Origin of the sequence: Microbacterium sp. SZ1 (assembly GCF_002362255.1) — a bacterium.
In the GTDB taxonomy this organism is placed as follows: Bacteria; Actinomycetota; Actinomycetes; order Actinomycetales; family Microbacteriaceae; genus Microbacterium.
Genome location: NZ_LPVV01000038.1, coordinates 331074 through 353226 on the forward strand (window position 1 = coordinate 331074; position 22153 = coordinate 353226).

Here is a 22153-nt window from a genome sequence, read left to right on the forward strand (position 1 = left end):
TCCCCCACCCAGGGCCCTGTCCGTTCGCGGACAGGGCCCTTTCACGTGGGCGTGAAAGGATCTTCCCATGAGCTCCCTCGTCCGCCTCATCCGCTCAGACTCGCTTCTGTCCGTCTCGGGAGACCCGCGATGACGGTCGCAATCCGCGAAGCGGTCGCTGCGGATGCGGAGGTCGTCCAGACGATCGAGGCCATCGCCGACGCACTCCTCGTCACGGCGCTCGGCGCGCCCGAGTGGCCGCCGCCCGCAGACGGGACCGAGCGCATCGGACAACCGGGATACGTGCTCCTCCTCGAAGAGGACGCGGACTCCTCCGCCGTCGGATTCGTGCACGTGGTGGATGCCGACGGCACCGCTCACCTGGAACAGCTGTCGGTCCTCCCCGAGCACGGACGCCGTGGCCACGGACGCCGACTCATCGACGCTGCTCTGGACGAAGCCCGCCGACGCGGGTACTCCCGCATGACGCTCCGCACGTACGCGGACATCCCCTGGAACGCGCCGTTCTACGGGTCGTGCGGATTCAAGGAGAGCATCCCCGAGTCGGGGTTCCACCGACAGCTCGTCGAGGCGGAGACGGAACTCGGTCTGGATCGGTACGGACGCCGGCTGCAGATGACGATCCTGCTCTGACGCCCTGCCCGGCACCATGGCGGGATTCGGGTGCAGGATCGTCCGGATTCGAGCGGCACACCGCACCGGGCGTCCCTAGGCTGTGATCATGTTGGATCGAGCCGCCTACTACGCCACCAAACTCGCCGCCGAGACCGACGCGAGCGATGCTTACGCCGCGCAACGACGAGGGGAGAGCATCGTCATCGTCGACGTCCGATCGGACGAGGCCTGGGCCCAGGGACGCGTGGCGGGAGCTGTGCACATGCACTACAGCGAAATCGCTGCTCGTGCGCCCCGGGAGATCGGGAAGGATGCGACGGTCGTCGTCTACTGCTGGAGCCCTGGATGCAACGCGGGGGCGAAGGGCGCGCTGGAGTTCGCGTCGCTCGGGTACGACGTCAAAGAGATGATCGGCGGATTCGAGTACTGGGTGCGGGAGGGATACCCCGTGGAAGACGCCGACGGCATCCACCGTCGACCGGTCGACCCGCTCACCGGCATCGCACGCATCCGCATTCACAGCTGACACACCGCGAACCGTCCGGCACAGAAGACGGGCCCCGAGGATCACTCCTCAGGGCCCTTCTCGCGATACTCAGCGGGCGAAGTTGCCGCGGTAGTACTCGTACACCCAGCCGACGATCGCGACCACGAAGATCGCCAGTCCGATCGGGAGCAGGAAGTGTCCGACGGCGAGGCCGACCACGAAGATTCCGGCCGAGGCGGCGAGCACCAGGGGCCACCAGGACCACGGGCTGAACTCGCCGAGCTCCGGGTCGCCGTCGTCGATGTCGCTCGTGAGGATATCCTCCGGGAGCTCACCCTTCTGCGCCTTGTGTGTGCGGTCGAGGTAGAACGCCACCATGGCGCCCATGAATGCGGCGAAGAACAGCGCCACGGTTCCGACCCACTCGATTCGCATGGCGAAGTTGTCGTTCGGAGTGGCAAGGATGTGCCAGCCGGTGTAGGTGACACCCATCAGCGCGAAGAACGCGGTGAGGATCCACCAGAGGATGACGTTGTCGCGCATGGGTCAGTGCCCCTCTCGCTCGCCGGGGGCGGTGGTGGCGAACTCGGCCGCCTCCGGGTGGTTCAGATCGAACGCGGGCCGCTCGCTGCGGATGCGCGGGATCGAGGTGAAGTTGTGACGCGGCGGCGGGCACGAGGTCGCCCACTCGAGCGATGCGCCGTAGCCCCACGGGTCGTTGACCGTGACCTTCGGCGCCTTGCGGGCCGTGATCCACACGTTGAGGAAGAACGGCAGCATGGACGCACCGAGGATGATCGCGCCGATCGTGGAGACCTGGTTGCCCCAGGTCCATCCATCGGCCTCGGAGTAGTCCGCGTAGCGACGAACCATGCCGTCGACACCCAGCCAGTGCTGGATGAGGAAGGTCATGTGGAAGCCGATGAACAGCATCCAGAAGTGCACGTAACCGAGGCGCTCGTTCAGCATGCGGCCGGTCCACTTCGGCCACCAGAAGTAGAAGCCGGAGAACATCGCGAAGACGACGGTTCCGAACACCACGTAGTGGAAGTGGGCGACGACGAAGTACGAGTCGCTCAGGTGGAAGTCAAGCGGCGGGGCCGCGAGGATGACACCGGTCAGACCGCCGAAGACGAACGACACGAGGAAGCCGAGAGCGAAGACCATCGGGGTCTCGAAGGTCACGGACCCTCGCCAGAGCGTGCCGATCCAGTTGAAGATCTTCACACCCGTCGGAACGGCGATGAGCATCGTCATGAGCGCGAAGAACGGCAGCAGGACGGAGCCCGTGACGTACATGTGGTGGGCCCACACGGCGACGGAGAGGGCGGCGATGGCGATCGTCGCGTAGACCAGCGTCTTGTACCCGAAGATCGGCTTGCGGCTGAAGACCGGGAAGACCTCCGACACGATGCCGAAGAACGGCAGCGCGATGATGTACACCTCGGGGTGACCGAAGAACCAGAACAGGTGCTGCCAGAGGAGCACGCCGCCGTTCTGCGGGTCGTAGATGTGGGCGCCGAGCACGCGGTCGGCGCCGGCAGCGAAGATCGCGGCGGCGAGCACCGGGAACGCCATGAGGATGAGCAGGCTCGTGATGAGCGTGTTCCACGAGAAGATCGGCATGCGCCACATCGTCATACCCGGGGCGCGCATCGTGATGATGGTGGTGATGAAGTTCACCGCGCCGAGGATGGTTCCGAAGCCCGAGATGCCGAGACCGAGCATCCACAGGTTTCCGCCGGCGCCGGGCGAGAACGACGCGCTCGCGAGCGGCTGATAGGCGAACCATCCGAATGACGCCGCGCCCTGCGGGGTGAGGAAGCCGGCGACGGCGATCGTGGAGCCGAAGAGGAACAGCCAGAACGCGAACGCGTTGAGGCGCGGGAAAGCGACGTCCGGAGCACCGATCTGCAGCGGCAGGATGGCATTCGCGAAACCGGCGAACAGCGGCGTCGCGAACATCAGCAGCATGATCGTGCCGTGCATCGTGAACAGCTGGTTGTACTGCTCCTTCGTCGGCACGATCTGCATGCCGGGCGCGAACAGCTCAGCGCGGATGACGAGCGCCATCACGCCGCCGAGGAGGAAGAACAGCACCGACGCGATGAGGTACATGTACCCGATCGTCTTGTGGTCGGTGGACGTGATCCACTTGACGACGATGTTGCCCTTCTGCTGGACGCGCGACGAGCTCATGAGAGCGGCCTGGCGCGCGGGCAGAGTGGTGGGACGGGAGCGAGGGGCCTCGTCGGTACGGGGTGCTTCAGTGGTCGACATGGCTTACTCCTCTCCTTCCTCGGAGTCGTTCTGGCCGGCGGTGCCCGGCAGGTTCGACAGACGGTCGTAGGCGTCGGTGATGTCGCCGGTGTTGCCTTCCTCCTCGAGAGACTGGAGGTAGGCGTCGTATTCGTCCTGCTCGACGACCTTCACGTTGAAGAGCATCATCGAGTGGTACTCGCCGCAGAGCTCGGCGCACTTGCCGGAGTACTCGCCGACGCGGGTCGGGATGAAGGACCAGGAGTTGTCCTTCCCGATGTACATGTCCTTCTTGTACAGGAAGTCGATGATCCAGAAGGAGTGGATGACGTCGCGGGACTGCAGGTTGATGGTGACCTTCTGGTCGACCGGCAGCACCAGGGTCGGAAGCTGATCCTGGTCGATGTTGCCCGCGGCATCCGGCTGAGCCTGGATGCCCATGGTCCACACGGCGTCGGAGTTGTCGTCCTCTTCGCCGTCGTACTGGAAGTCCCATGCCCACTGCTTGGCGATCGCGGTGATCTCGACGTCGGGGTCGTCCCACTTCGTCTCGATCGCGGCCTGGTCGCGTGCCGTGAAGAAGAACATGCCGAGCACGAGGATCAGCGGCACGACCGTGTAGAAGATCTCGATCGGCATGTTGTAGCGCATCTGCACCGGAAGCCCGGTCTGCCCCTTGCGGCGACGGTACGCGATCGCGGCCCAGGCCATGAGAGCCCAGGTGATCACGCCGACGGCGAGGAGGACGATCCAGGAGTTGACCCAGAGCGACGAGACGCGCTCGGTCTGGTTGGTGACGGCCGGCTCACCCTCCACGAAGCCCGGGAGGTAGCCGTTCAGCTCGGTGGCAGTACATCCCGCCAGGGCCACGGCTGTCGCTACTCCCAGCGGGAGAGCGACCCAACGAAGGCGGCGTTTCGAGGGCACGATGCACCTTTCAGATTGCGGACAGGGCACACCCCAAGTCTAGGGCAACCTCACACCTGATTCATGCCAACCGTGCAGGTTGGCGGAGGCGGTCCGATCAGTGGAAGCTGTCGCCGCATGCGCAGCTGCCCGCTGCGTTCGGGTTATCGATCGTGAAGCCCTGCTCCGAGATCGTGTCCTTGAAATCGATCGACGCGCCGTCGAGATACGGCACGCTCATGTTGTCGACGATGACCTCGACGCCATCGAAGTCGACGGTCTCGTCGCCCTCGAGGAAGCGCTCGTCGAAGTAGAGCTGGTAGATCAGTCCGGAGCATCCACCGGGCTGCACCGCGACGCGCAGGCGCAGGTCGTCACGCCCTTCCTGCTCGAGGAGGTTCTTGACCTTGGTGGCGGCGGCGTCGGTCAGCTTCACGCCGTGCGCCTGGGTGGTCTCTGCGGGGGTGAGTGCGGTGTCGCTCATGTCGCTCCTTGGGGTGGGCCGCGTTCGCACACGGCTGGTGAATCGATTTTACCTTCGCCGCGGCCCGGACGGGTCGGTTTCGCCCGGGCCGTGGGCATCGGAGTCGTGGTCAGATCACGATGTCGTTCATGCGCGACAGGAGGAGGGCCTCGGTCGCGACCGCGTGACGGAAAGTGTCGAGGTGCAGTGATTCGTTCGGGCTGTGGGCCCGGGAGTGCGGGTCCTCGACGCCGGTGACGAGGATCTGCGCCTCGGGGAACTCCCGCACGAGGTCGGCGATGAACGGGATCGACCCGCCGACGCCGAGGTCGATCGGCGCGACGCCGTAACCGTCGCGCATCGCGTCGCGGGTGAGCGCCACCGCCCATCCGCTCGTGTCGACGAGGAATCCGTTTCCGAGGTCGACGTCGGAGAACGTCAGCTCGGCGCCGAACGGCGCGTGAGCGCGCAGATGCGCTTCGAGCGCCGCGTACGCGTCCTCGCCGGACTGCCCGGGAGCGACGCGGGCGCTGATGACGACCGTGACCTCGGGCAGCAGCGTGTTCGAGGCCGCGGCCACGCTCGTGGCGTCGATGCCGATGACGGTGACGGACGGCTTGTTCCAGATCCGGCTGAGGATCGAACCGTCGCCGATCGGCGTCGTCCCGGGCAGGAGTCCGGCTTCGTCGCGCAGGGTCTCCTCGGTGTAGTCCGGGGTGGGGGCGTCGCGCTCGGTCATCCCCTCGACGGCGACCGAGCCGTCCTCGTTCCAGAGAGTCGAGAGCATCGAGATGGTGGCCATCATGGCGTCGGGCACCGCTCCCCCGAACATGCCGGAGTGCGAGGCGTGGTCGAGCGTGCGAACGCGGACGGTGAAACGCGCGTTGCCGCGCAGCGAGACCGTCAGCCCGGGGGTCACGGAGTCCCAGTTGCCGGAGTCGGCCACGACGATCGCGTCGGCACGTAGCGCATCCTTGTTGTCGGAGAGGAACTGCGCGAAGGATCGCGACCCGTACTCCTCCTCCCCCTCGATGAACAGCGCGATGCCGAGCTCGAGATCGTCACCGACGACTTCGGCCACGGCGCGGATCGACGCGATGTGCGCCATGATCCCCGCCTTGTCGTCGGCGGCACCTCGACCGTAGAGGCGCCCGTCGCGCACGGTCGGCTCGAAGGGAGGGGTCTCCCACAGCGCGTCGTCTCCCGGCGGCTGCACGTCGTGATGGGCGTACAGGAGGATGGTGGGCTTGCCGCCCCGCGCAGCGCGGGTGGCGAGCACGGCCGGCTGACCGAGCTCGTCGGTGCCGGGGATCGCCGCACGGAGGACGCGCACCTCGTCGAAGATCCCCGTTCCCTCGGCGAGAGCGGCGACGGCCTCGGCGCTGCGCTCCAGTTGGATCTGGTCGAAGGCCGGCCAGGCCATGCCCGGGATGCGCACGAGCGCGCCGAGGTCGCTCAGCGCGGCGGGAAGTCCGGTCGCCGCGGCTTCGAGGAGCGCCGGCTCGCGGTCGCTGGAGAGGTTCTGGTCGCCGGGGTGGGCAGGAGATGTCATGCGAGTAATCTTAAGGTGATCCATTTCACCCGAACCGAGGAACCTCGTGGCCATCTCCCCCGCATCCCCTCCGACGAACGACGACGCCGCCGCCGACAAGCCCGCCGCGGGCAAGGGACGTGCGACGCCGACCCGGGCGGAGCAGGAGGCCGCCCGCCGCCGCCCTCTGGTGGCGAACACCAAGGAGGCCAAGGCGGCCGCGCGCGCCGAGCTGAACGAGCGCCGCGCTCGCGCGCAGGCGGGTCTCGCTGCCGGCGACGAGAAGTACCTCCCCGCCCGCGACAAGGGACCGCAGCGACGCTGGGTGCGCGACTACGTGGATGCCGGCTGGCATCCCGCCGAGTTCGTCATGGGCGTCATGGTGCTCGTCATCCTCATCTCCCTCCTCCCGCCGAACCTCGCGATCGGCGGGTTCGCGATCGCCGGCTGGGCATACCTCGTGATGATGGCGTACCTCGTCCTCGCGATCGGCGGCATGATCTTCCTGGCGATCCGGGTCAAGCGCAAGGTGTCCGCGAAGTTCGGGGCCGAGCGCATGGAGCGCGGTCTGGGCTGGTACGCAGCCATGCGGTCCCTGCAGATGCGGTTCATGCGTCTGCCGAAGGCTCAGGTCAAGCGCGGACAGTACCCCGCCTGACACTCTCCGACACCAAGAGGGCCCCGCCGATTCGGCGGGGCCCTCTTCGTTCGGTCGATGGAGCGGTGCGCCGGATTCGTCAGCGTCGCCGCAGCCGGAGCAGACCGCGGTTGATCTCGCGACCCCAGAAGGGCCCTCGGTAGAGGAACGCGGTATAGCCCTGGACGAGGGTCGCCCCGGCGTCGAGGCGCTCCTGAACGTCCTCCGGCGTCTCCACCCCTCCGACCGCGATGACGCAGAAATCCGTCGGGACGGCTGCGCGCACGAGGCGGAGCACCTGCAGCGACCGCTCCTTCAGCGGCGCGCCGGAAAGGCCACCCGCACCCGCCGCCTCGACAGTCGCCGCATCGCTGAGGAGATCGTCCCTGCTGATCGTCGTGTTGTGCGCGATGATCCCCGCGAGTCCCTCGGCGACGGCCAGCCTGGCGATCGCCGCGATCTCGTCGTCGGGCAGGTCGGGAGCGATCTTGACGAGCAGGGGTGTGGACCCTGACGCCTCCTTCACGGCGCGGAGCAGGGGGGCGAGCGTCTCGATGGCCTGCAACCCGCGAAGACCAGGGGTGTTCGGCGACGACACATTGACCGCGAGGTAGTCCGCGAGCGGCGCGAGACGCCTGGCTGACGCCACGTAGTCCTCGGTCGCGTTCTCGACATCGACGACGCGGCTCTTGCCGATGTTGACCCCGATCACGGTGTCCGGGGCTCCGCGGCGCAGACGCGCGAGGCGCCGCGCAGCGGCATCCGCTCCCCTGTTGTTGAAACCCATGCGGTTGATGACGGCCCGGTCCGCCACGAGACGGAAGAGGCGCGGCTTCGGATTGCCCTCCTGTGGGATGGCGGTCACCGTGCCGACCTCGACGTGGCCGAATCCCAGAGCCGCGAGTCCGCGCACGCCGACGGCGTTCTTGTCGAACCCCGCGGCGACGCCGAACGGCGACGGGAATCTGAGTCCGAGCGCGTCGACCCGGAGTGACGGGTCCGGCTTCGTGAGAGCGCGGGTGACGCCGGCGAACGGCGGCACTCCGAGCACGCGGATCACCGCCATGCCGGCGTGATGGGCGAACTCGGGGTCGAAGCGCGACAGGACGGCGCGGAAGAGCAGCGGATACATCCCTGCCAGGTTACCGGTCGACCGACTCCCTCTTCGCGTGGTCGGCACGGAGGTCGGTGATGGCGCTCTCGAAGTCGTCGAGAGAGTCGAAGGCCTGGTACACGCTGGCGAACCGCAGATAGGCGACCTCGTCGAGGTCCCGCAGCGGGCCGAGGATGGCGAGGCCGATCTCGTTGGTGTCCAACTGCGACACACCTGTCTGCCGGACGGCCTCCTCGACGCGCTGCGCGAGGATAGCCAGATCGGCCTCGGTGACGGGGCGACCCTGGCACGCCTTGCGGACACCCGAGATGACCTTCTCGCGGCTGAACGGCTCCATCACGCCGGAGCGCTTGATGACGTTGAGGCTCGCCGTCTCGGTCGTCGTGAAGCGACCCCCGCATTCGGGACACTGACGACGACGACGGATGGAGAGTCCGTCGTCGCTGGTGCGCGAGTCGATCACGCGCGAGTCGGGGTGACGGCAGAAGGGGCAGTGCATCTGACCGATCCTACGCGGTGAACCGCGCCTCGATCGCCTCACCGTGCGCGGGCAGCACCTCGGTGTTCGCGAGCGCGACGACGCCTTCACGCACGGCTGCGAGAGCCTCGCGATCGTAGGCGATGACCTGCTGCGGACGGAGGAACGTGTACGCCCCGAGCCCCGGTGCGTAGCGCGCTTGACCACCGGTCGGGAGCACGTGATTGCTGCCAGCCATGTAGTCGCCCAGGCTCACGGGGGTCTGATCGCCGACGAATACGGCGCCCGCGTTGGTGAACGAGTCCGCCGCCGCCTCGGCATCCGCCAGGTGCAGCTCGAGGTGCTCGGGAGCGTACGCGTTGCTGAACGCGGTCGCCATCGCCCGGTCGTCGACGAGGACGATCGCTGATTGCGGACCGGACAGCGCTGCGGCGACCCTCGCCGCGTGGCGGGTCGCTGCCGCCTGCCGCTCGACCTCCTGCGCCACGGCCCCGGCGAGCTGCTCGGAGTCTGTGACGAGGACAGCCGAGGCCTGCTCGTCGTGCTCGGCCTGGCTCACGAGATCGGCGGCGATGAGGCGCACGTCGGCCTCGGCGTCTGCGACCACGAGGATCTCGGTGGCGCCCGCCTCCGAGTCGGTGCCGACGACTCCCGCGACCGCACGCTTCGCGGAGGCGACGTAGTTGTTCCCGGGGCCCGACACGACATCGACCGGGTCGAGCCCGATCCCGGCGACACCGTGTGCGAAGGCGCCGATCGCCCCTGCGCCACCCATCGCGTATACCTCGGTCACGCCGAGGAGCCCTGCGGCCGCGAGGATCGTCGGGTGGATGCGACCGCCCTGATCGTCCTGGGGCGGCGACGCGAGCGCGATCTGGGTGACGCCCGCCACCTGCGCGGGAACGACGTTCATGATGACGCTCGACGGGTAGACCGCCTTGCCTCCGGGGATGTAGACCCCTACCCGCTGCACGGGCTGCCACCGCTGGGTGATGGTCGCTCCCTGCCCGATGCGTGTAACCTGCGGCGCGGGGACCTGAGCCTCGGAGGCACCGCGGACTCGGCGGATCGCCTCCTCCAGGGCAGCCCGCACGTGGGGCTCGAGACCCGCCAATGCCTGCTCGATGTGCGATGCCGGCACTCGGAGGTCGTGTCCGGTAACGCGGTCAAATCGCTCTGCCTGCTCGCGCAGGGCCTCCTCGCCGCGCTCGCGGACGTCGTCGACGATTCGTGCGGCGGTGTCGAGTGCTTCGGCCCTCGCGAGAGCGGCCCGTGGCACGGCTGCGAGCATGTCGGCGGGCGAGAGCTCGCGCCCCCGCAGATCGATCGTGCGCAAGGTCAGCCCTTCGTGATGTCGGCGATGTCGTGCAGGTATCCGATTCGTCCGTCGTCGTGGCGCACGACATAGGCGCCGCCGCGGTCCTCGATCACGAGCGCCCACGCCGACGGCCCGATGCGGAAGATCGGCTCGCCCAGCTCGTCGTGAACGTCGCGCTCGGTGGGCGCGAGGACCCAGAACGGCTGCGGGGTCGGTGCCGGGGCCGGGTCACGCGGGTTCGTCGCGTCGAGGTCGGTCTCGTCGATCGCCGGGAACGCCTGTGTCTGCGGTGCCGCGTCGATGTGCTGGGCGCGGGCTCCGAGCATCGCCTCGATGCTGCCCGTGTCCGACACGACCTCGGGTTCGCGTTCCCACGAGCTGCGCGAATAGGACGGTGTGTAGGTCTCGTCGCTGGTCGCCTGCTCGGTGCCGGTTCCCCCGCCCGAAGCGTGAGACGACAGGGGGACCTGCTCGGCGACGTCGAGGCGCGCGACCTCGTCGGTCGCCTGCTCGCCGGAGAGCTCGGCGTCGAGCCCAATCGCAGGCACGGTGACCTGGGTGTTCGGCGCGATGTAGGGGGCGGGTGCGGGAGCGGGCACATATCCGACAGACGTCGCCGTCTCGTCTGCGACGGTGGCGGGCGTCTCGGCAACCGACGGCTCGGGCCGCTCGGGCCGCGGACGCGCGATGACGGGACGGACCGGATTCGCGTTGCGATGAGCGAGGGTCACCAGGCGGCCGTGGAAGTCCTCTTTGATCCCGGGGATCAGCGGGGCGAACACGGAGAGCGCGACGAGCGCCAGGGCGACGACCAGTTGCACCCACGGCACCCAGACGATGACATCGATGCCGCTGCCGATGACCCCTGCAAGGTACTCCCAGAGCAGCGCGGCCCACCAGACGGCGGTGACGGAGAAGGCCACGGAGGCGAACTGGTCGATCCCGAGCGACCCGACGCGACGGATGCCGTCGGGCGACAGACGTCGGAGCACGAGGAGGAAGACCGCGACGGTCGGGACGCCGATGGGCAGGATCCACGAGATCCCCTGCGCCCAGAGCGCCGGGGACCAGCCGAGCGGGAAGAAGGAGAGGACGAATAGGACGAGCCAGGCGCCGACGATGATCAGTTCGCGGAGAGTGAAGCCGAGGATGCCGTATTCGGGCGTGATCTCCTCGTCGTAGAGCACACCGTCGTCGTCGGAGAACTCCTCGTCGAGAGAGGAGACCGCGGGTGCCGAGGTCGAAGGTTCGGCGGGATCACTGTTCAGGAAGGGGGATTCCGTGCTCATGGGTGGTCCTTTCGTCACGGTGCGGAGTTCGGACGCCTCGCACCCAACGGGTCATGATCCTACCCGGTGCCCCGGGGAGGAGTGCAGGAAGCGACGCTCGATGACGGCGCGTCAGCCCAGGCAGGTCGGTCCGAGGAGCGACTTGAGATCGCCGAAGAGATCGGCCGAGACCTTCACCGGCATAGGCACGTCGAACACCTTCGCCGTGCCTCCACGATGAACCCGCAGCACAACCTCGGTGTCGCCGTTATGCCGCCGAAGCACGTCGGCGAGCTCCTGCATGACCCGCTCTGTCGCACGCTGCTCGGCGAGCACGAGCGACAGCGGCCCCGCGGCGTCGAACGATCCCACGTCGGGGGCGAACGCCGACTGGGCATGCAGATTCAGCCCGTCGTCGCGGCGCGACACCCGACCGCGGACCGCCAGGATGGAGTCTTGCTGCAGCGTGTGCTGGAACTCCGTGTAGGTCTTGCCCATGAACATGACCGTCACTTCGCCGTTGAAGTCCTCGATCGTGATCATGCCGTACGGATTTCCGCTGGCCTTCGCAACACGGTGCTGCACGCTCGTGACGAGCCCCGCCACCGTGACCTGATCTCCGTCCTGAAGATCCTCCGAGTTGTTGAGGTCGTGAATCGAGATGGAGGCGTGTTTGGCAAGCGGCACTTCGAGGCCGGCGAGCGGGTGATCGGACACGTACAGCCCGAGCATCTCCCGCTCGAAGGCGAGCTTGTCCTTCTTGATCCATTCGGGACGAGCGGGCACCTTCGCGGGCGCCGCCTCCTCCATGCCGTCGTACAGACTGTCGAAGTCGAAGCCTATGGCTCCCTGAGCCTCATTGCGTTTCCGGTCGACGGCCGCCTCGACGGCGTCTTCGTGTATCTCCATGAGCGCACGACGGGTGTCGCCCATCGAGTCGAACGCGCCGGCCTTAATGAGCGACTCGACCGTCCGCTTGTTCGAGACGTGCAGGGGGACCTTGTCGAGGAAGTGGTGGAAAGAGGTGAAGCGCTCGTCCTTGCGCGCCTGGACGATGCCGTCGACCACGTTGCTGCCGACGTTGCGGACGGCTCCCAGTCCGAAGCGGATGTCGTCTCCGACGGCGGCGAAGAAGTTGATGGACTCGGAGACGTCGGGCGGCAGGACCTTGATGCCCATGCGACGGCACTCGTTGAGATACAGCGCCATCTTGTCCTTGGAGTCGCCGACGCTGGTGAGAAGCGCGGCCATGTACTCGGCGGGATAGTGCGCCTTGAGATAGGCCGTCCAGTACGACACGACGCCGTACGCGGCGGAGTGCGCTTTGTTGAAGGCGTAGTCGGAGAACGGGAGCAGGATCTCCCACAGGGCGTTCACGGCTCCGTCGGAGTACCCGTTGGTGTGCATGCCTGCCCGGAAGCCCTCGAACTGCTTGTCGAGCTCGGACTTCTTCTTCTTACCCATGGCTCTACGCAGGATGTCTGCCTGGCCGAGCGAGAATCCGGCCACGCGCTGGGCGATGGCCATGACCTGCTCCTGGTAGATGATGAGACCGTAGGACTCCTCGAGGATGTCCGCCAGCGACTCGGTGAACTCCGGGTGGATCGGCGTGATCGGCTGCATCCCGTTCTTGCGGAGCGCGTAGTTCGTGTGCGAATTCGCCCCCATGGGCCCCGGTCGGTACAGCGCGATGAGGGCCGAGATGTCACCGAAATTGTCGGGCTTCATCAGTCGCATGAGAGAGCGCATCGGCCCGCCGTCGAGCTGGAAGACGCCGAGAGAGTCGCCTCGAGCGAGAAGGTCGTAGGCTCCGCGGTCGTCGAGCGCGAGGTGCTCGAGGTCAAGCTCCTCGCCGCGGTTCGTGCGGATGTTGTCGAGCGCGTCCGAGATGATCGTGAGGTTGCGGAGCCCCAGGAAGTCCATCTTGATCAGACCGAGCGACTCGCACGACGGGTAGTCGAACTGCGTGACGATCTGGCCGTCCTGCTCTCGGCGCATGATGGGGATGATGTCGAGCAGCGGCTCGGACGACATGATCACGCCGGCCGCGTGCACGCCCCATTGGCGCTTAAGTCCCTCGAGTCCGAGCGCCCGGTCGAAGACTGTCTTCGCCTCGGGATCGGTCTCGATGAGCGCGCGGAACTCGCTCGCCTCCTTGTAGCGCGGGTGCGCGGAGTCGAACATGCCGCCGAGCTCCATGTCCTTGCCCATGACGGGGGGCGGCATGGCCTTGGTGAGGCGCTCCCCCATGCTGAACGGGAACCCGAGAACGCGCCCGGCGTCCTTGAGCGCCTGCTTGGACTTGATCGTGCCGTAGGTGACGATCTGCGCGACGCGCTCGGAGCCGTATTTCCGCGTCACATAGTCGATGACCTCGCCGCGGCGCCGGTCGTCGAAGTCGACGTCGAAGTCGGGCATGGAGACGCGATCGGGGTTGAGGAACCGCTCGAAGATGAGGCCGTGCTCGAGCGGGTCGAGGTCGGTGATCCGCATGGCGTAGGCGACCATCGAGCCCGCACCGGACCCGCGGCCCGGACCGACGCGGATGCCGTTGTCCTTTGCCCAGTTGATGAAGTCGGCGACGACGAGGAAGTACCCGGGGAACCCCATCTGCAGGATGATGCCGGTCTCGTACTCGGCTTGCTTGCGCACCTTGTCGGGGATGCCATTCGGGTAGCGGTAGTGCAGGCCGGCCTCGACCTCCTTGATCAGCCAGCTGTCCTCCGTCTCGCCGTCCGGAACCGGGAACCGCGGCATGTAGTTCGCGGAGGTGTTGAACTCGACTTCGCAGCGCTCGGCGATGAGAAGGGTGTTGTCGCAGGCCTCGGGGTGGTCGCGGAAGAGCTGCCGCATCTCGGCGGCGGTCTTGATGTAGTACCCGTCGCCGTCGAACTTGAAGCGGTTCGGATCGTCGAGAGTCGAGCCGGACTGCACGCAGAGCAGCGCCTCGTGCGCATCTGCCTCGTGCTGGTTCGTGTAGTGGGAGTCGTTCGTTCCGACCAGCGGGATGCCCAGATCCTTCGCGAGCCGGATCAGGTCGGTCATGACACGTCGCTCGATCGAGAGCCCGTGGTCCATGATCTCGGCGAAGTAGTTCTCCTTGCCGAACAGGTCCTGGAACTCTGCCGCCGCCGCGCGCGCCGCGTCGTACTGCCCGAGCCGGAGGCGGGTCTGGATCTCTCCCGACGGGCATCCCGTGGTGGCGATCAGTCCCTTGCCGTAGGTCTGGAGCAGCTCGCGGTCCATGCGGGGTTTGAAGTAGTACCCCTCCATGCTCGACAGCGAGCTGAGGCGGAAGAGGTTGTGCATGCCCTGCGTGCTCTCGCTCCACATGGTCATGTGGGTGTACGCCCCGGAGCCCGAGACGTCGTCGCTCTTCTGATCGGGCGACCCCCACTGCACGCGCGACTTGTCGCTGCGGTGCGTGCCGGGGGTGACGTAGGCCTCGAGACCCACGATCGGTTTGATGCCCGCGGCGTTGGCCGCCTTGTAGAACTCGAACGCCGCGAACGTGTTGCCATGGTCGGTGACGGCGATCGCCGGCATCCCGTAGTCGGCTGCCGCCTGGGTCATCGATGCGATCTTCGCCGCGCCGTCCAGCATCGAGTACTCGCTGTGCACATGGAGGTGGACGAAGGAGTCGGATGCCATGCTTCGAGTCTACTTTCGGCGTCCGACATCGAGGACGCATCCAGGCCCGTGCATCCAGTCGGATACCGGAGACCGACGCGGGCCACGGCAGCCCACGTCGGAGCGCACGGCCGTCAAGGCAGCGCGTCGACGATCCTCGTCGTGATGGTCTTGCGGATGTCCGGGGTCGCGGTCGGCGCGGGGTCAGCGAGCGAATCGGCGTCCGTACGATCGTGACGCGAGGTGTACTCGACGACCCAGCCCGTCGTTCGATCGACCGACACGGTGACGGTCGAAGGGTCGCTCATCTCTGTGAATCGGCACCGGTAGGTCACGATGTCACCGTCCGTCGAGGTAATCTCAGCGTGCCCGGAGACGGCGAGAGCTTCGATGAACGTTGCCCTAGTCGGCGCCGGCGCGTAGTTCTCGACCAGCACGTCGATGACGTTGCTGAGAGCCACCTCGTCGACCGCCGCTGGATCCGCCATCCCCTCCGAAGCCCTGTCCCGGAACCACTGGAGCAGTGCCTGCGGGTCCTGCGGATACTGCAGATACCACTCCTCGGATCCAGTGAGCGGAAGGGTTTCGCCTCCGATGCCGCCCGGGTACGTCCAGGTCTGTACGTCGCCGCTGAATGGGAGCATCGCCTCCCAATCTCCGCTCTGATCGGCGGGGAAGGAAGCGATCCGATCATTGGCCGGACCCGATCGACCGACCCACTCGCCGCTGCGGTCGCCGGGTACGAAGAGAGTGTTGACGTTGCGGTAGATCGCGGCGGTGATCGGCGCAGCACCGTCGGGACGATACGACCATTCGTAGAACCAGGAGTCTCCTGCGCCGCGATACATGATCCGGTCGTCCGTCGTCTCGATGCTCAGGTACTGTCCCGCCTGCGGGGTGGTGCCGGGGAACGGCTCCGTGATCCCGGTTCCTCCGGTCGGTGCGGGATGCGGGAGCACCTCCCCCGGCTGTCGCGTCGACTCCGCAGTGGGCGAGGGAGCGGGTATCGCCTCCACCCGCGCGTCCGGCGCCGTGAGCAGACCGACCACCACGACCGTCGCGGTCGCTGCGGCGACCCCGACGACGGCCCCGGCGATGAGGAACATCGGCCGGCGGCTCACGCGCTTGCGCGCGGTCACCATACCGGAGTCGATACCCTCGAGAAGTCGGGCTCGCGCCCCGGCGATCCGCTCGTCGGTGAGGCTCACCCCCGTGTTGACCTCACGCACGCGCTCGAAAACGTCCATCGACTTCTCCTTCCTTCTGCTTCGGGATTCGGGTGCGACTGGCGCCGCGGTGCGGATCCAGCCTCGTGCGCACTCGGTTGATGCGGGAGCGCACCGTGCCCACGGGAACGCCGAGGGCGTCGGCGACCTCCTCGTAGGTCAGATCCCCCCAGGCGTACAACAGGAGCGTCTCGCGGTCCTTCGCCGACAGCGAGGCGATCCGTGGGGCGAGCTCCCTGGTCGATATCTCCGCATCCAGCCGCGCGATCGTCGTCTCGAGGTCACCGTGCGAGATGTGTTCTTCTCGCTGTGCCGACTCGCTGCTCGATCGGAGGTGCTTGGCCTCCGTCGCCCGGTGTTTCCTGATCAGCCGGGAGGCGATCCCGAACAACCACGGCAGGGCACTGTCCCACGTCGTGTCGAACGCCGTGCGGCGGACGAATGCGACCAGGAACGTCTCGCTCAGGATGTCCTCCCCGGCATCCGCTCCGAGGCGCCGGGCTGCGTAGCGCCCGACCACTCCGGCATGTCTGTCGAAGAGTTCGGCGAACGCCCGGGGCTGCCCGAGCGACCGCTGAATGATCTCGCTGTCTGTGCTCACACTATGTATTGCCCGTACGCCGGCGGACGGTTCGAAATTCGTCAAGGAGCGCTGTTGACGACGGTCATCGCGTACACGCTCCTCATGTCGGGGATCGAATCCGGAACCAGTGCGGATCCCGATCCGGTCGTCGATGTCGTCTCCTGCACGAGCCCCGTGCTGATGTCGATCGTGGCGGTACGGCGCTGGATGGTGGGATTCCCGGACACATCCTGGGTCGGCGTGTCGAGTGCGACTGTCACGACGTTGCCGACCGTGCTCGTCACAGCGAATCCGTCCAGCATGCTCAGCGCGGCATACATCGTTGCGCGGGTCTCGGCGGAACCGCCGTTGCGGGCGAGCAACTCGATCAGCAACCAGCCGACCTTCACGTTGTCGGACTCCGGTGGCGTCTGCTGATTTTCGTCGATCCAGGCGATGAGCTGCGCGGGGTCGTTCGGCATCGCGTCGTAGAACGCGGCCAGAGAGCTGCCACCCGCCGTCGGCCAGGGCGCGCCGGCCCCGCCGATCTCACCGTAGGGGTCGTAGGAGCTGTGCGCGACCTCCTGGAGGTACTGCTGCGCCTTCGCCCCGGCATCGGCGCCGAAGAGCTCGCCGATCTGGACTGGTCGTCCGACGTAGCGCCACTCGTCGTACTGGTCGGCCGGAAGGTACGTCTCCGAACCTCCCAGCACGCTCCACGCGCTCGTGGCATTGGAGCGATCGGCGGAATACTCTCCCCACCCGTTGACCGGCTCGTGGAAGACGAGACCGGTCGTCGTCGTCGCGACGCGGAGATACTGCCCCGGTGCGACCGTCAATCCGGTGAACGTGCTCGAAGATGCCCCTGCCGCGCTGAAGGCTCCGGCAGCCGTCAACGGCTCCACTGTCGGCTCCGCTGTCGGCTCCGGCGTCGGCTCCGCTGTCGGCTCGGGCACGACGGTCGGAATCGCCTCGACGCCGCCGGTCGTCGGTGTCGTGAGGTTGCCGATCACGAGAACCCCGGCCGTCACTGCCGCCACAGCGCCGACGAGGCCTGCCGTGATGAGCCACGGGCGTCGTGCCGCACGCGACCGCGCAGGCCGCTGTTCGGAGTGGATCGCGCTCAGAAGTCGCGCCCGGGCCGCCGAGATGTTCTCCTCGGCCCCGTCGATCGCCGGTCGGGTCTCCTGCACCTTCTCGAAAACGTTCATCGGATCTTCCCTGCTGCTCGGTCTGTCTGCGTCTCTGTCCGTTGCTCTGCCTGTTTCCTCGCCTGCGCCCTGCGTGCGGGGTCCAGGCGCTTGCGTACGCGGCTCAACCGGGACCGCACAGTCCCGACCGGGACGCCGAGCGCCGTCGCCACCTCGTCGTAGGACAGCCCCTGCCACGCGTAGAGAAGGAGCGTCTCCCGATCCCTCGGCGCGAGAGCGGCGATGCGCGCTCTGAGCCCTGCGACCTCGCGCTCCGCGTCGATCCGCGTCATCGCGTCGTCGACGCCGCCCTCGGAAGCGTGCTCCTCACCCAAGACGACAGCCGCGAACGAACGCCAGTGCTTCGCCTCCACCGCGCGGTGCCGGCGGATCAGGCGAGAGGCGATGCCGAGCAGCCACGGGACGGCCGACTCGACGCCCGGGTCGAAGTCCGCGCGACGCCGGAACGCCACGAGGAACGTCTCGCTCAAGACGTCCTCCGCGGCATGCCGGCCGATCCGATACGTCGCGAAGGCGTTGACCACGCGCGCATGTCGATCGAACAGCTGGGCGAAGGCTGAGGGTTGGTCCAGAGACCGTTGGATGATCTCGCTGTCTGTGCTCACGCTGAGTATTGTCTGTGCGCGCAGAATGGGTTCACGTTTTCTTCGACGTCCCGAGATCGAGCCGCATCAACACCCTCGGGAAGCCGCTCAGCACCGACCCGGTCTCGGCCGCCTTGGTGAAGCCCGCGCTCTCGAACAGGCTCCTCGTGCCGACGTACGCCATCGTGAGGTCGACCTTCTCGCCTCGGTTGTCCACCGGGTACCCCTCGATGGCCGGCGCACCGCGCTCGCTGGCGTACGCCACGGCGCCGTCGACGAGCGCGTGCGAGATCCCCTGCCTCCGGTGGCCGGGCCGCACGCGGAAGCACCACAGCGACCAGACGTCGAGGTCGTCGATGTGCGGGATCAGCCGGTTGCGCGCGAAGCTGGTGTCGCGCCGCGGATGCAGGGCCGACCAGCCGACGGGCTCGTCGTCGAGGTAGGCGATGACCCCAGGCGGCGGGTCCTGGGCGCACAGCTCCCGCACCCGTTCGGCGCGCGCCGGACCCTTCAGCGCGACGTTCTCCTTACTGCCGACGCGATAGCTCAGACAGAAGCAGACGTTCGACGTCGGCTTCTTCGGCCCCACCAGCGTCGCGACGTCGTCGAACACGGTCGCCGGACGAACCTCGATGCTCATGCGCCCAGTGTGACGCACGCCGACGACATCGCACGCACGACGGGCGGAGCGACCCGATCAGGCGCGACCGATCAGGCGCGGACTAGTCGGCGCGCAGCACGTCGAGGGCGTGTTGGAAGTCGGCGGGGTACTCGGACTCGAACTGCACCCACTCCCCCGTGGCCGGATGAGTGAAAGCGAGCTGGTGCGCGTGCAGCCATTGGCGTGTGAGCCCCAGACGCGCGGAGAGGGTGGGGTCGGCTCCGTACAGCGGATCGCCCACGCACGGATGCCGGTGGGCGGCCATGTGCACGCGGATCTGATGCGTGCGGCCCGTCTCGAGGTGGACCTCGAGCAGCGAGGCGCCGGGGAACGCCTCGAGCGTCTCGTAGTGAGTGACCGAGGGCTTGCCATCGGGGACCACGGCGAACTTCCAGGAGTGATTCGGATGCCGTCCGATGGGCGCGTCTATCGTCCCGGCGAGCGGATCGGGATGCCCCTGTACGACCGCGTGATAGATCTTCTCGACGGTGCGTTCCTTGAAGGCGCGCTTGAGCGCCGTGTAGGCGGCCTCCGTCTTCGCGACCACCATGAGGCCGCTGGTTCCGACGTCGAGCCGGTGCACGACACCCTGCCGCTCCGGAGCACCGCTGGTCGCCACGCGGAACCCGGCCGCCGCCAACGCGCCGACCACGGTCGGGCCGTCCCAGCCGAGCGACGGATGAGCCGCAACGCCGGTCGGCTTATCGACCACGACGATGTCGTCGTCGTCGTAGACGATTCCGAGCTCCGGAACCGCGATCGGCACGATGCGGGGCTCCTCCTTCGGCTGCCACTCGACCTCGAGCCAGCCTCCGCCGCGGAGGCGGTCCGACTTGTCCAGGGTGATGCCGTCGAGACGCACGCCGCCCGTCGCTGCCACGTCGGCCGCGAACGTGCGGGAGAAACCGAGCATCTTCGCCAGCGCGGCATCGACGCGCACGCCGTCCAGCCCGTCGGGGACGGGAAGGGTCCGGAACTCCACGATCAGCGCCCGTCGGTGGTCGTGGTGCCCGAGGACCGCGGCGTCGGGTCGCCTCCCGAGTCCCCGGACGCGGTCCCCTCGTGCGCGACCGCGTCGGCCACAGCGACGGCCTCAGCCTCTTCCTCGGTCTCGACGACCGGGTGGTCGCGCTCGCGCGACCCGTCGAATCGCAGACCGAACACCACGAGCAGCGCCACCGAGATCATGCCCGTGACGATGAAGATATCGGCGACGTTGAAGATCGCCGGCATCATCCACGGCATCGAGATCATGTCAACCACGTGCCCCATGGGGAAGCCGGGGTCGCGGAAGAGGCGGTCGGTCAGGTTGCCGAGCACGCCGCCCAGGAGCCCGCCCAGCACGACGGCCCAGAGGCGCGAGCGAAGGCCGAAGGCTTTCCACACGATCACGCCGGCGACCACCGCGAGGGCGATCGTGAAGATCCAGGTGACGTCCGAGCCCAGCGAGAATGCGGCACCGGGATTGCGGACGTAGTACAGCTGAAGGAACTCACCGAGCACCGGTACCGGCTCCTGCAGGGGCAGGTTCTCGATGGTGAGGTACTTCACAAACTGATCGGCGGCCAGCACGACCACTGCGAGAATCGCAACGATCGCGCCGGCCGCCGACCGACGAAGAGGACGGCGTCCTGGCAAGAGGACGACCTACAGTCCGATCGCGGAGACCGGGGTCGAGTCCGTCGACGCCGACTTCTCGTCGAGGTCGCGGAGCTGACCCTCGATGTAGCCGCGCAGCTGCGAACGGTAGTCGCGCTCGAAGTTGCGGAGCTCGGTGATGCGGGCTTCGAGCGTGTTGCGCTCGCGCTCGAGACGTGCGGACTCCTCGCGCTGCTTGGCCTCGGCCTCGGTGCGGATGCGGTTGACCTCGCCCTCCGCTTCGGCGATGAGCTGGGCGCGCTTGGCCTCACCCTCGGCGACGTGCTCGTCGTGCAGACGCTGCGCGAGCTCGATGATGCCGGCGGTGGCGGTCGCAGAGCCCGACGGAGCAGGCTCGGCGGGCGTCTCGACGGGGGCCGGAGCGGCGGGTGCCTCGGCAGCAGGAGCGGGAGCGGCGGCGGGGGCGGCGCCCGACTCGTATGCCGCGAGCTTCGCCTTCAGCTCGGCGTTCTCCTCGAGGGCCTTACGCCACTCGATGACGATCTCGTCGAGGAAGTCGTCGACCTCGTCCGGGTCGAAGCCGTCCTTGAAGCGGACGTGCTGGAACTGCTTGGTGACGACGTCATCCGGGGTAAGTGCCATGGTGGCTCCTTCGATGAGTTCGGTTGCCAGTTTCGAGAATGGCGCGGTCGTGATGTGGCGCGAACCCGGGGCGCGCACCTGGGAGCCAAGCATAGTCCCCGAGTCTGTCCGCCGCGATGCCGCGACACTCGACCCAGGGCAACTCGGCCGGTGTCAGCGGAAGATGCCCACGATGTTCATGAGGATCAGCACGATCAGGATCGTCAGGGAGAATCCGAAGTCCAGCGACAGCGAGCCGATGCGCAGCGGAGGGATGATCCGCCGGAAGAACCGGATGGGCGGATCGGTGATCGTGTAGACGATCTCTGCGGCCACGAGCCCGGCGCCCTTGGGGCGCCACTCGCGGTTGAACATCGGGATGTAGTCGAGGATCAACCGTGCGAAGAGCACCAGGAGGTACAGCAGCAGCGCCGTGTGGACGATGCTCGCGAAGACGGAGACGAGCCCCACGGGTTACGACTGGTCGAAGCCCGCGGACTCTGCGTCCGCGTGCGCGATGCCCCCGTGACCAGAGACGTTGATGTTCTCCGGCGAGAGGAGGAACACCTTCGAGGTCACGCGCTCGATGCGGCCGTACAGGCCCAGGGAGAGACCGGAGGCGAAGTCGATCAGACGGCGGGCATCCGCATCGCTCATCTGCGAGAGGTTGATGATGACCGGCACGCCCTCGCGGAAGCTCTCGGCGATGAGCTGCGCATCGCGGTACTGCTTGGGGTGCACGGTGAGGATCTCGTTCACTGCCCCTCCTGCGGGCTGTCGCACCGCGACGGGACGACGCAGCGGGGTGATCGGGGCGGGGGCGGGCTCGTCGCGCTCGCGGTCACGCTCTCGGTGGGCACGGGCCGGAGCCTGCTGCTCCTCCTCGTAGACCTCTTCCTCGTCGGCGAGGCCGAGATACACCATGGTCTTCTTCAGCGGGTTACCCATCGTGTCCTCCGGTTCGAACGTGTCGGGCTGGTCTG

The 22153-nt window shown here is 67.5% G+C and carries 23 protein-coding genes; 3 read left to right on the top strand and 20 right to left on the bottom strand.

Features of this window, described 5'->3' with window-relative positions; genetic code table 11:
* Positions 1 to 129: 129 nt before the first annotated feature.
* Together AUC47_RS13345 and AUC47_RS13350 are read left to right on the top strand one after the other, a co-directional pair.
* Positions 130 to 633 carry a GNAT family N-acetyltransferase gene (locus AUC47_RS13345; protein WP_096715648.1) on the top strand — a complete coding sequence of 168 codons (504 nt, stop codon included), beginning with the start codon at positions 130 to 132 and terminating at the stop codon, positions 631 to 633.
* An 88-nt stretch (positions 634 to 721) separates the two neighbouring features.
* A complete protein-coding gene (locus AUC47_RS13350) occupies positions 722 to 1141 on the top strand; it encodes a rhodanese-like domain-containing protein (protein ID WP_096715762.1) in 420 nt (139 codons plus the stop codon).
* A 69-nt stretch (positions 1142 to 1210) separates the two neighbouring features.
* On the opposite strand, the gene AUC47_RS13355 is transcribed toward AUC47_RS13350, so the two are convergent.
* From AUC47_RS13355 to AUC47_RS13375, 5 genes are all read right to left on the bottom strand, one after another.
* Entirely contained in the window at positions 1211 to 1645 is a 435-nt protein-coding gene (locus tag AUC47_RS13355) for a cytochrome c oxidase subunit 4 (RefSeq protein ID WP_096715649.1), read from the bottom strand.
* A 3-nt stretch (positions 1646 to 1648) separates the two neighbouring features.
* Positions 1649 to 3382: an aa3-type cytochrome oxidase subunit I gene (gene ctaD, locus AUC47_RS13360; protein ID WP_179297632.1), complete on the bottom strand. Its 1734-nt coding sequence runs from the start codon at positions 3380 to 3382 to the stop codon at positions 1649 to 1651.
* A gap of 3 nt (positions 3383 to 3385) precedes the next feature.
* Positions 3386 to 4288, bottom strand: coding sequence for an aa3-type cytochrome oxidase subunit II (gene ctaC / locus AUC47_RS13365; protein ID WP_096715650.1), 903 nt, complete (start codon positions 4286 to 4288; stop codon positions 3386 to 3388).
* 97 nt (positions 4289 to 4385) lie between these two features.
* On the bottom strand, positions 4386 to 4751 hold the full coding sequence (gene erpA / locus AUC47_RS13370) for an iron-sulfur cluster insertion protein ErpA (protein ID WP_096715651.1): 366 nt from the start codon (positions 4749 to 4751) through the stop codon (positions 4386 to 4388).
* A 109-nt stretch (positions 4752 to 4860) separates the two neighbouring features.
* Entirely contained in the window at positions 4861 to 6282 is a 1422-nt protein-coding gene (locus AUC47_RS13375; protein WP_096715652.1) for a dipeptidase, read from the bottom strand.
* Positions 6283 to 6328: 46 nt separating this feature from the next.
* Between AUC47_RS13375 and AUC47_RS13380 the strand changes: the two genes are divergently transcribed.
* A complete protein-coding gene (locus AUC47_RS13380) occupies positions 6329 to 6919 on the top strand; it encodes a DUF3043 domain-containing protein (RefSeq protein ID WP_096715653.1) in 591 nt (196 codons plus the stop codon).
* 79 nt (positions 6920 to 6998) lie between these two features.
* On the opposite strand, the gene AUC47_RS13385 is transcribed toward AUC47_RS13380, so the two are convergent.
* The 15 genes from AUC47_RS13385 to AUC47_RS13455 all read right to left on the bottom strand — a co-directional run bounded on the left by AUC47_RS13385 (position 6999) and on the right by AUC47_RS13455 (position 22118).
* The gene (locus tag AUC47_RS13385) at positions 6999 to 8030 is read right to left on the bottom strand and encodes a quinone-dependent dihydroorotate dehydrogenase (RefSeq protein ID WP_096715654.1); all 1032 of its coding nucleotides are present in this window, start codon (positions 8028 to 8030) and stop codon (positions 6999 to 7001) included.
* A gap of 10 nt (positions 8031 to 8040) precedes the next feature.
* Positions 8041 to 8511 (bottom strand): transcriptional regulator NrdR, encoded by a 471-nt coding sequence (gene nrdR, locus AUC47_RS13390; protein ID WP_096715655.1) that lies wholly within the window; start codon positions 8509 to 8511, stop codon positions 8041 to 8043.
* Positions 8512 to 8521: 10 nt separating this feature from the next.
* On the bottom strand, positions 8522 to 9826 hold the full coding sequence (gene hisD, locus AUC47_RS13395) for a histidinol dehydrogenase (RefSeq protein ID WP_096715656.1): 1305 nt from the start codon (positions 9824 to 9826) through the stop codon (positions 8522 to 8524).
* Between the two features lie 2 nt (positions 9827 to 9828).
* The gene (locus tag AUC47_RS13400; protein ID WP_256999578.1) at positions 9829 to 11097 is read right to left on the bottom strand and encodes a hypothetical protein; all 1269 of its coding nucleotides are present in this window, start codon (positions 11095 to 11097) and stop codon (positions 9829 to 9831) included.
* A 111-nt stretch (positions 11098 to 11208) separates the two neighbouring features.
* Positions 11209 to 14727 carry a DNA polymerase III subunit alpha gene (gene dnaE, locus AUC47_RS13405; RefSeq protein WP_096715657.1) on the bottom strand — a complete coding sequence of 1173 codons (3519 nt, stop codon included), beginning with the start codon at positions 14725 to 14727 and terminating at the stop codon, positions 11209 to 11211.
* A 113-nt stretch (positions 14728 to 14840) separates the two neighbouring features.
* Positions 14841 to 15953 carry a hypothetical protein gene (locus AUC47_RS13410; RefSeq protein WP_096715658.1) on the bottom strand — a complete coding sequence of 371 codons (1113 nt, stop codon included), beginning with the start codon at positions 15951 to 15953 and terminating at the stop codon, positions 14841 to 14843.
* On the bottom strand, positions 15928 to 16533 hold the full coding sequence (locus AUC47_RS13415) for an RNA polymerase sigma factor (RefSeq protein WP_096715659.1): 606 nt from the start codon (positions 16531 to 16533) through the stop codon (positions 15928 to 15930). The genes AUC47_RS13410 and AUC47_RS13415 overlap by 26 nt, the downstream gene beginning before the upstream one ends.
* A gap of 41 nt (positions 16534 to 16574) precedes the next feature.
* The gene (locus AUC47_RS13420; RefSeq protein ID WP_096715660.1) at positions 16575 to 17705 is read right to left on the bottom strand and encodes a hypothetical protein; all 1131 of its coding nucleotides are present in this window, start codon (positions 17703 to 17705) and stop codon (positions 16575 to 16577) included.
* Positions 17702 to 18310, bottom strand: coding sequence for an RNA polymerase sigma factor (locus AUC47_RS13425; protein ID WP_096715661.1), 609 nt, complete (start codon positions 18308 to 18310; stop codon positions 17702 to 17704). The genes AUC47_RS13420 and AUC47_RS13425 overlap by 4 nt, the downstream gene beginning before the upstream one ends.
* A gap of 31 nt (positions 18311 to 18341) precedes the next feature.
* The gene (locus AUC47_RS13430; RefSeq protein ID WP_096715662.1) at positions 18342 to 18929 is read right to left on the bottom strand and encodes a GNAT family N-acetyltransferase; all 588 of its coding nucleotides are present in this window, start codon (positions 18927 to 18929) and stop codon (positions 18342 to 18344) included.
* A gap of 82 nt (positions 18930 to 19011) precedes the next feature.
* Positions 19012 to 19932, bottom strand: coding sequence for an RluA family pseudouridine synthase (locus AUC47_RS13435; RefSeq protein WP_096715663.1), 921 nt, complete (start codon positions 19930 to 19932; stop codon positions 19012 to 19014).
* 2 nt (positions 19933 to 19934) lie between these two features.
* On the bottom strand, positions 19935 to 20501 hold the full coding sequence (locus AUC47_RS13440) for a signal peptidase II (RefSeq protein WP_373557867.1): 567 nt from the start codon (positions 20499 to 20501) through the stop codon (positions 19935 to 19937).
* Positions 20502 to 20597: 96 nt separating this feature from the next.
* Positions 20598 to 21191, bottom strand: coding sequence for a DivIVA domain-containing protein (locus AUC47_RS13445; protein ID WP_096715665.1), 594 nt, complete (start codon positions 21189 to 21191; stop codon positions 20598 to 20600).
* 153 nt (positions 21192 to 21344) lie between these two features.
* Positions 21345 to 21641, bottom strand: coding sequence for a YggT family protein (locus AUC47_RS13450; protein ID WP_096715666.1), 297 nt, complete (start codon positions 21639 to 21641; stop codon positions 21345 to 21347).
* Positions 21642 to 21644: 3 nt separating this feature from the next.
* A complete protein-coding gene (locus AUC47_RS13455) occupies positions 21645 to 22118 on the bottom strand; it encodes a cell division protein SepF (RefSeq protein WP_096715667.1) in 474 nt (157 codons plus the stop codon).
* Positions 22119 to 22153 lie beyond the last annotated feature (35 nt).

Excerpts from the sequence above, each read along its gene's own strand:
- AUC47_RS13410 (WP_096715658.1), bottom strand. The coding sequence starts at position 15,953 with ATGGACGTTTTCGAGCGCGTGCGTGAGGTCAACACGGGGGTGAGCCTC.
- AUC47_RS13455 (WP_096715667.1), bottom strand. The coding sequence starts at position 22,118 with ATGGGTAACCCGCTGAAGAAGACCATGGTGTATCTCGGCCTCGCCGAC.
- AUC47_RS13420 (WP_096715660.1), bottom strand. The coding sequence starts at position 17,705 with ATGAACGTTTTCGAGAAGGTGCAGGAGACCCGACCGGCGATCGACGGG.
- erpA (WP_096715651.1), bottom strand. The coding sequence starts at position 4,751 with ATGAGCGACACCGCACTCACCCCCGCAGAGACCACCCAGGCGCACGGC.
- AUC47_RS13385 (WP_096715654.1), bottom strand. The coding sequence starts at position 8,030 with ATGTATCCGCTGCTCTTCCGCGCCGTCCTGTCGCGCTTCGACCCCGAG.
- AUC47_RS13355 (WP_096715649.1), bottom strand. The coding sequence starts at position 1,645 with ATGCGCGACAACGTCATCCTCTGGTGGATCCTCACCGCGTTCTTCGCG.
- AUC47_RS13350 (WP_096715762.1), top strand. The coding sequence starts at position 722 with ATGTTGGATCGAGCCGCCTACTACGCCACCAAACTCGCCGCCGAGACC.
- AUC47_RS13375 (WP_096715652.1), bottom strand. The coding sequence starts at position 6,282 with ATGACATCTCCTGCCCACCCCGGCGACCAGAACCTCTCCAGCGACCGC.
- nrdR (WP_096715655.1), bottom strand. The coding sequence starts at position 8,511 with ATGCACTGCCCCTTCTGCCGTCACCCCGACTCGCGCGTGATCGACTCG.
- AUC47_RS13345 (WP_096715648.1), top strand. The coding sequence starts at position 130 with ATGACGGTCGCAATCCGCGAAGCGGTCGCTGCGGATGCGGAGGTCGTC.
- AUC47_RS13400 (WP_256999578.1), bottom strand. The coding sequence starts at position 11,097 with ATGAGCACGGAATCCCCCTTCCTGAACAGTGATCCCGCCGAACCTTCG.
- AUC47_RS13445 (WP_096715665.1), bottom strand. The coding sequence starts at position 21,191 with ATGGCACTTACCCCGGATGACGTCGTCACCAAGCAGTTCCAGCACGTC.
- AUC47_RS13430 (WP_096715662.1), bottom strand. The coding sequence starts at position 18,929 with ATGAGCATCGAGGTTCGTCCGGCGACCGTGTTCGACGACGTCGCGACG.
- dnaE (WP_096715657.1), bottom strand. The coding sequence starts at position 14,727 with ATGGCATCCGACTCCTTCGTCCACCTCCATGTGCACAGCGAGTACTCG.
- ctaD (WP_179297632.1), bottom strand. The coding sequence starts at position 3,382 with ATGTCGACCACTGAAGCACCCCGTACCGACGAGGCCCCTCGCTCCCGT.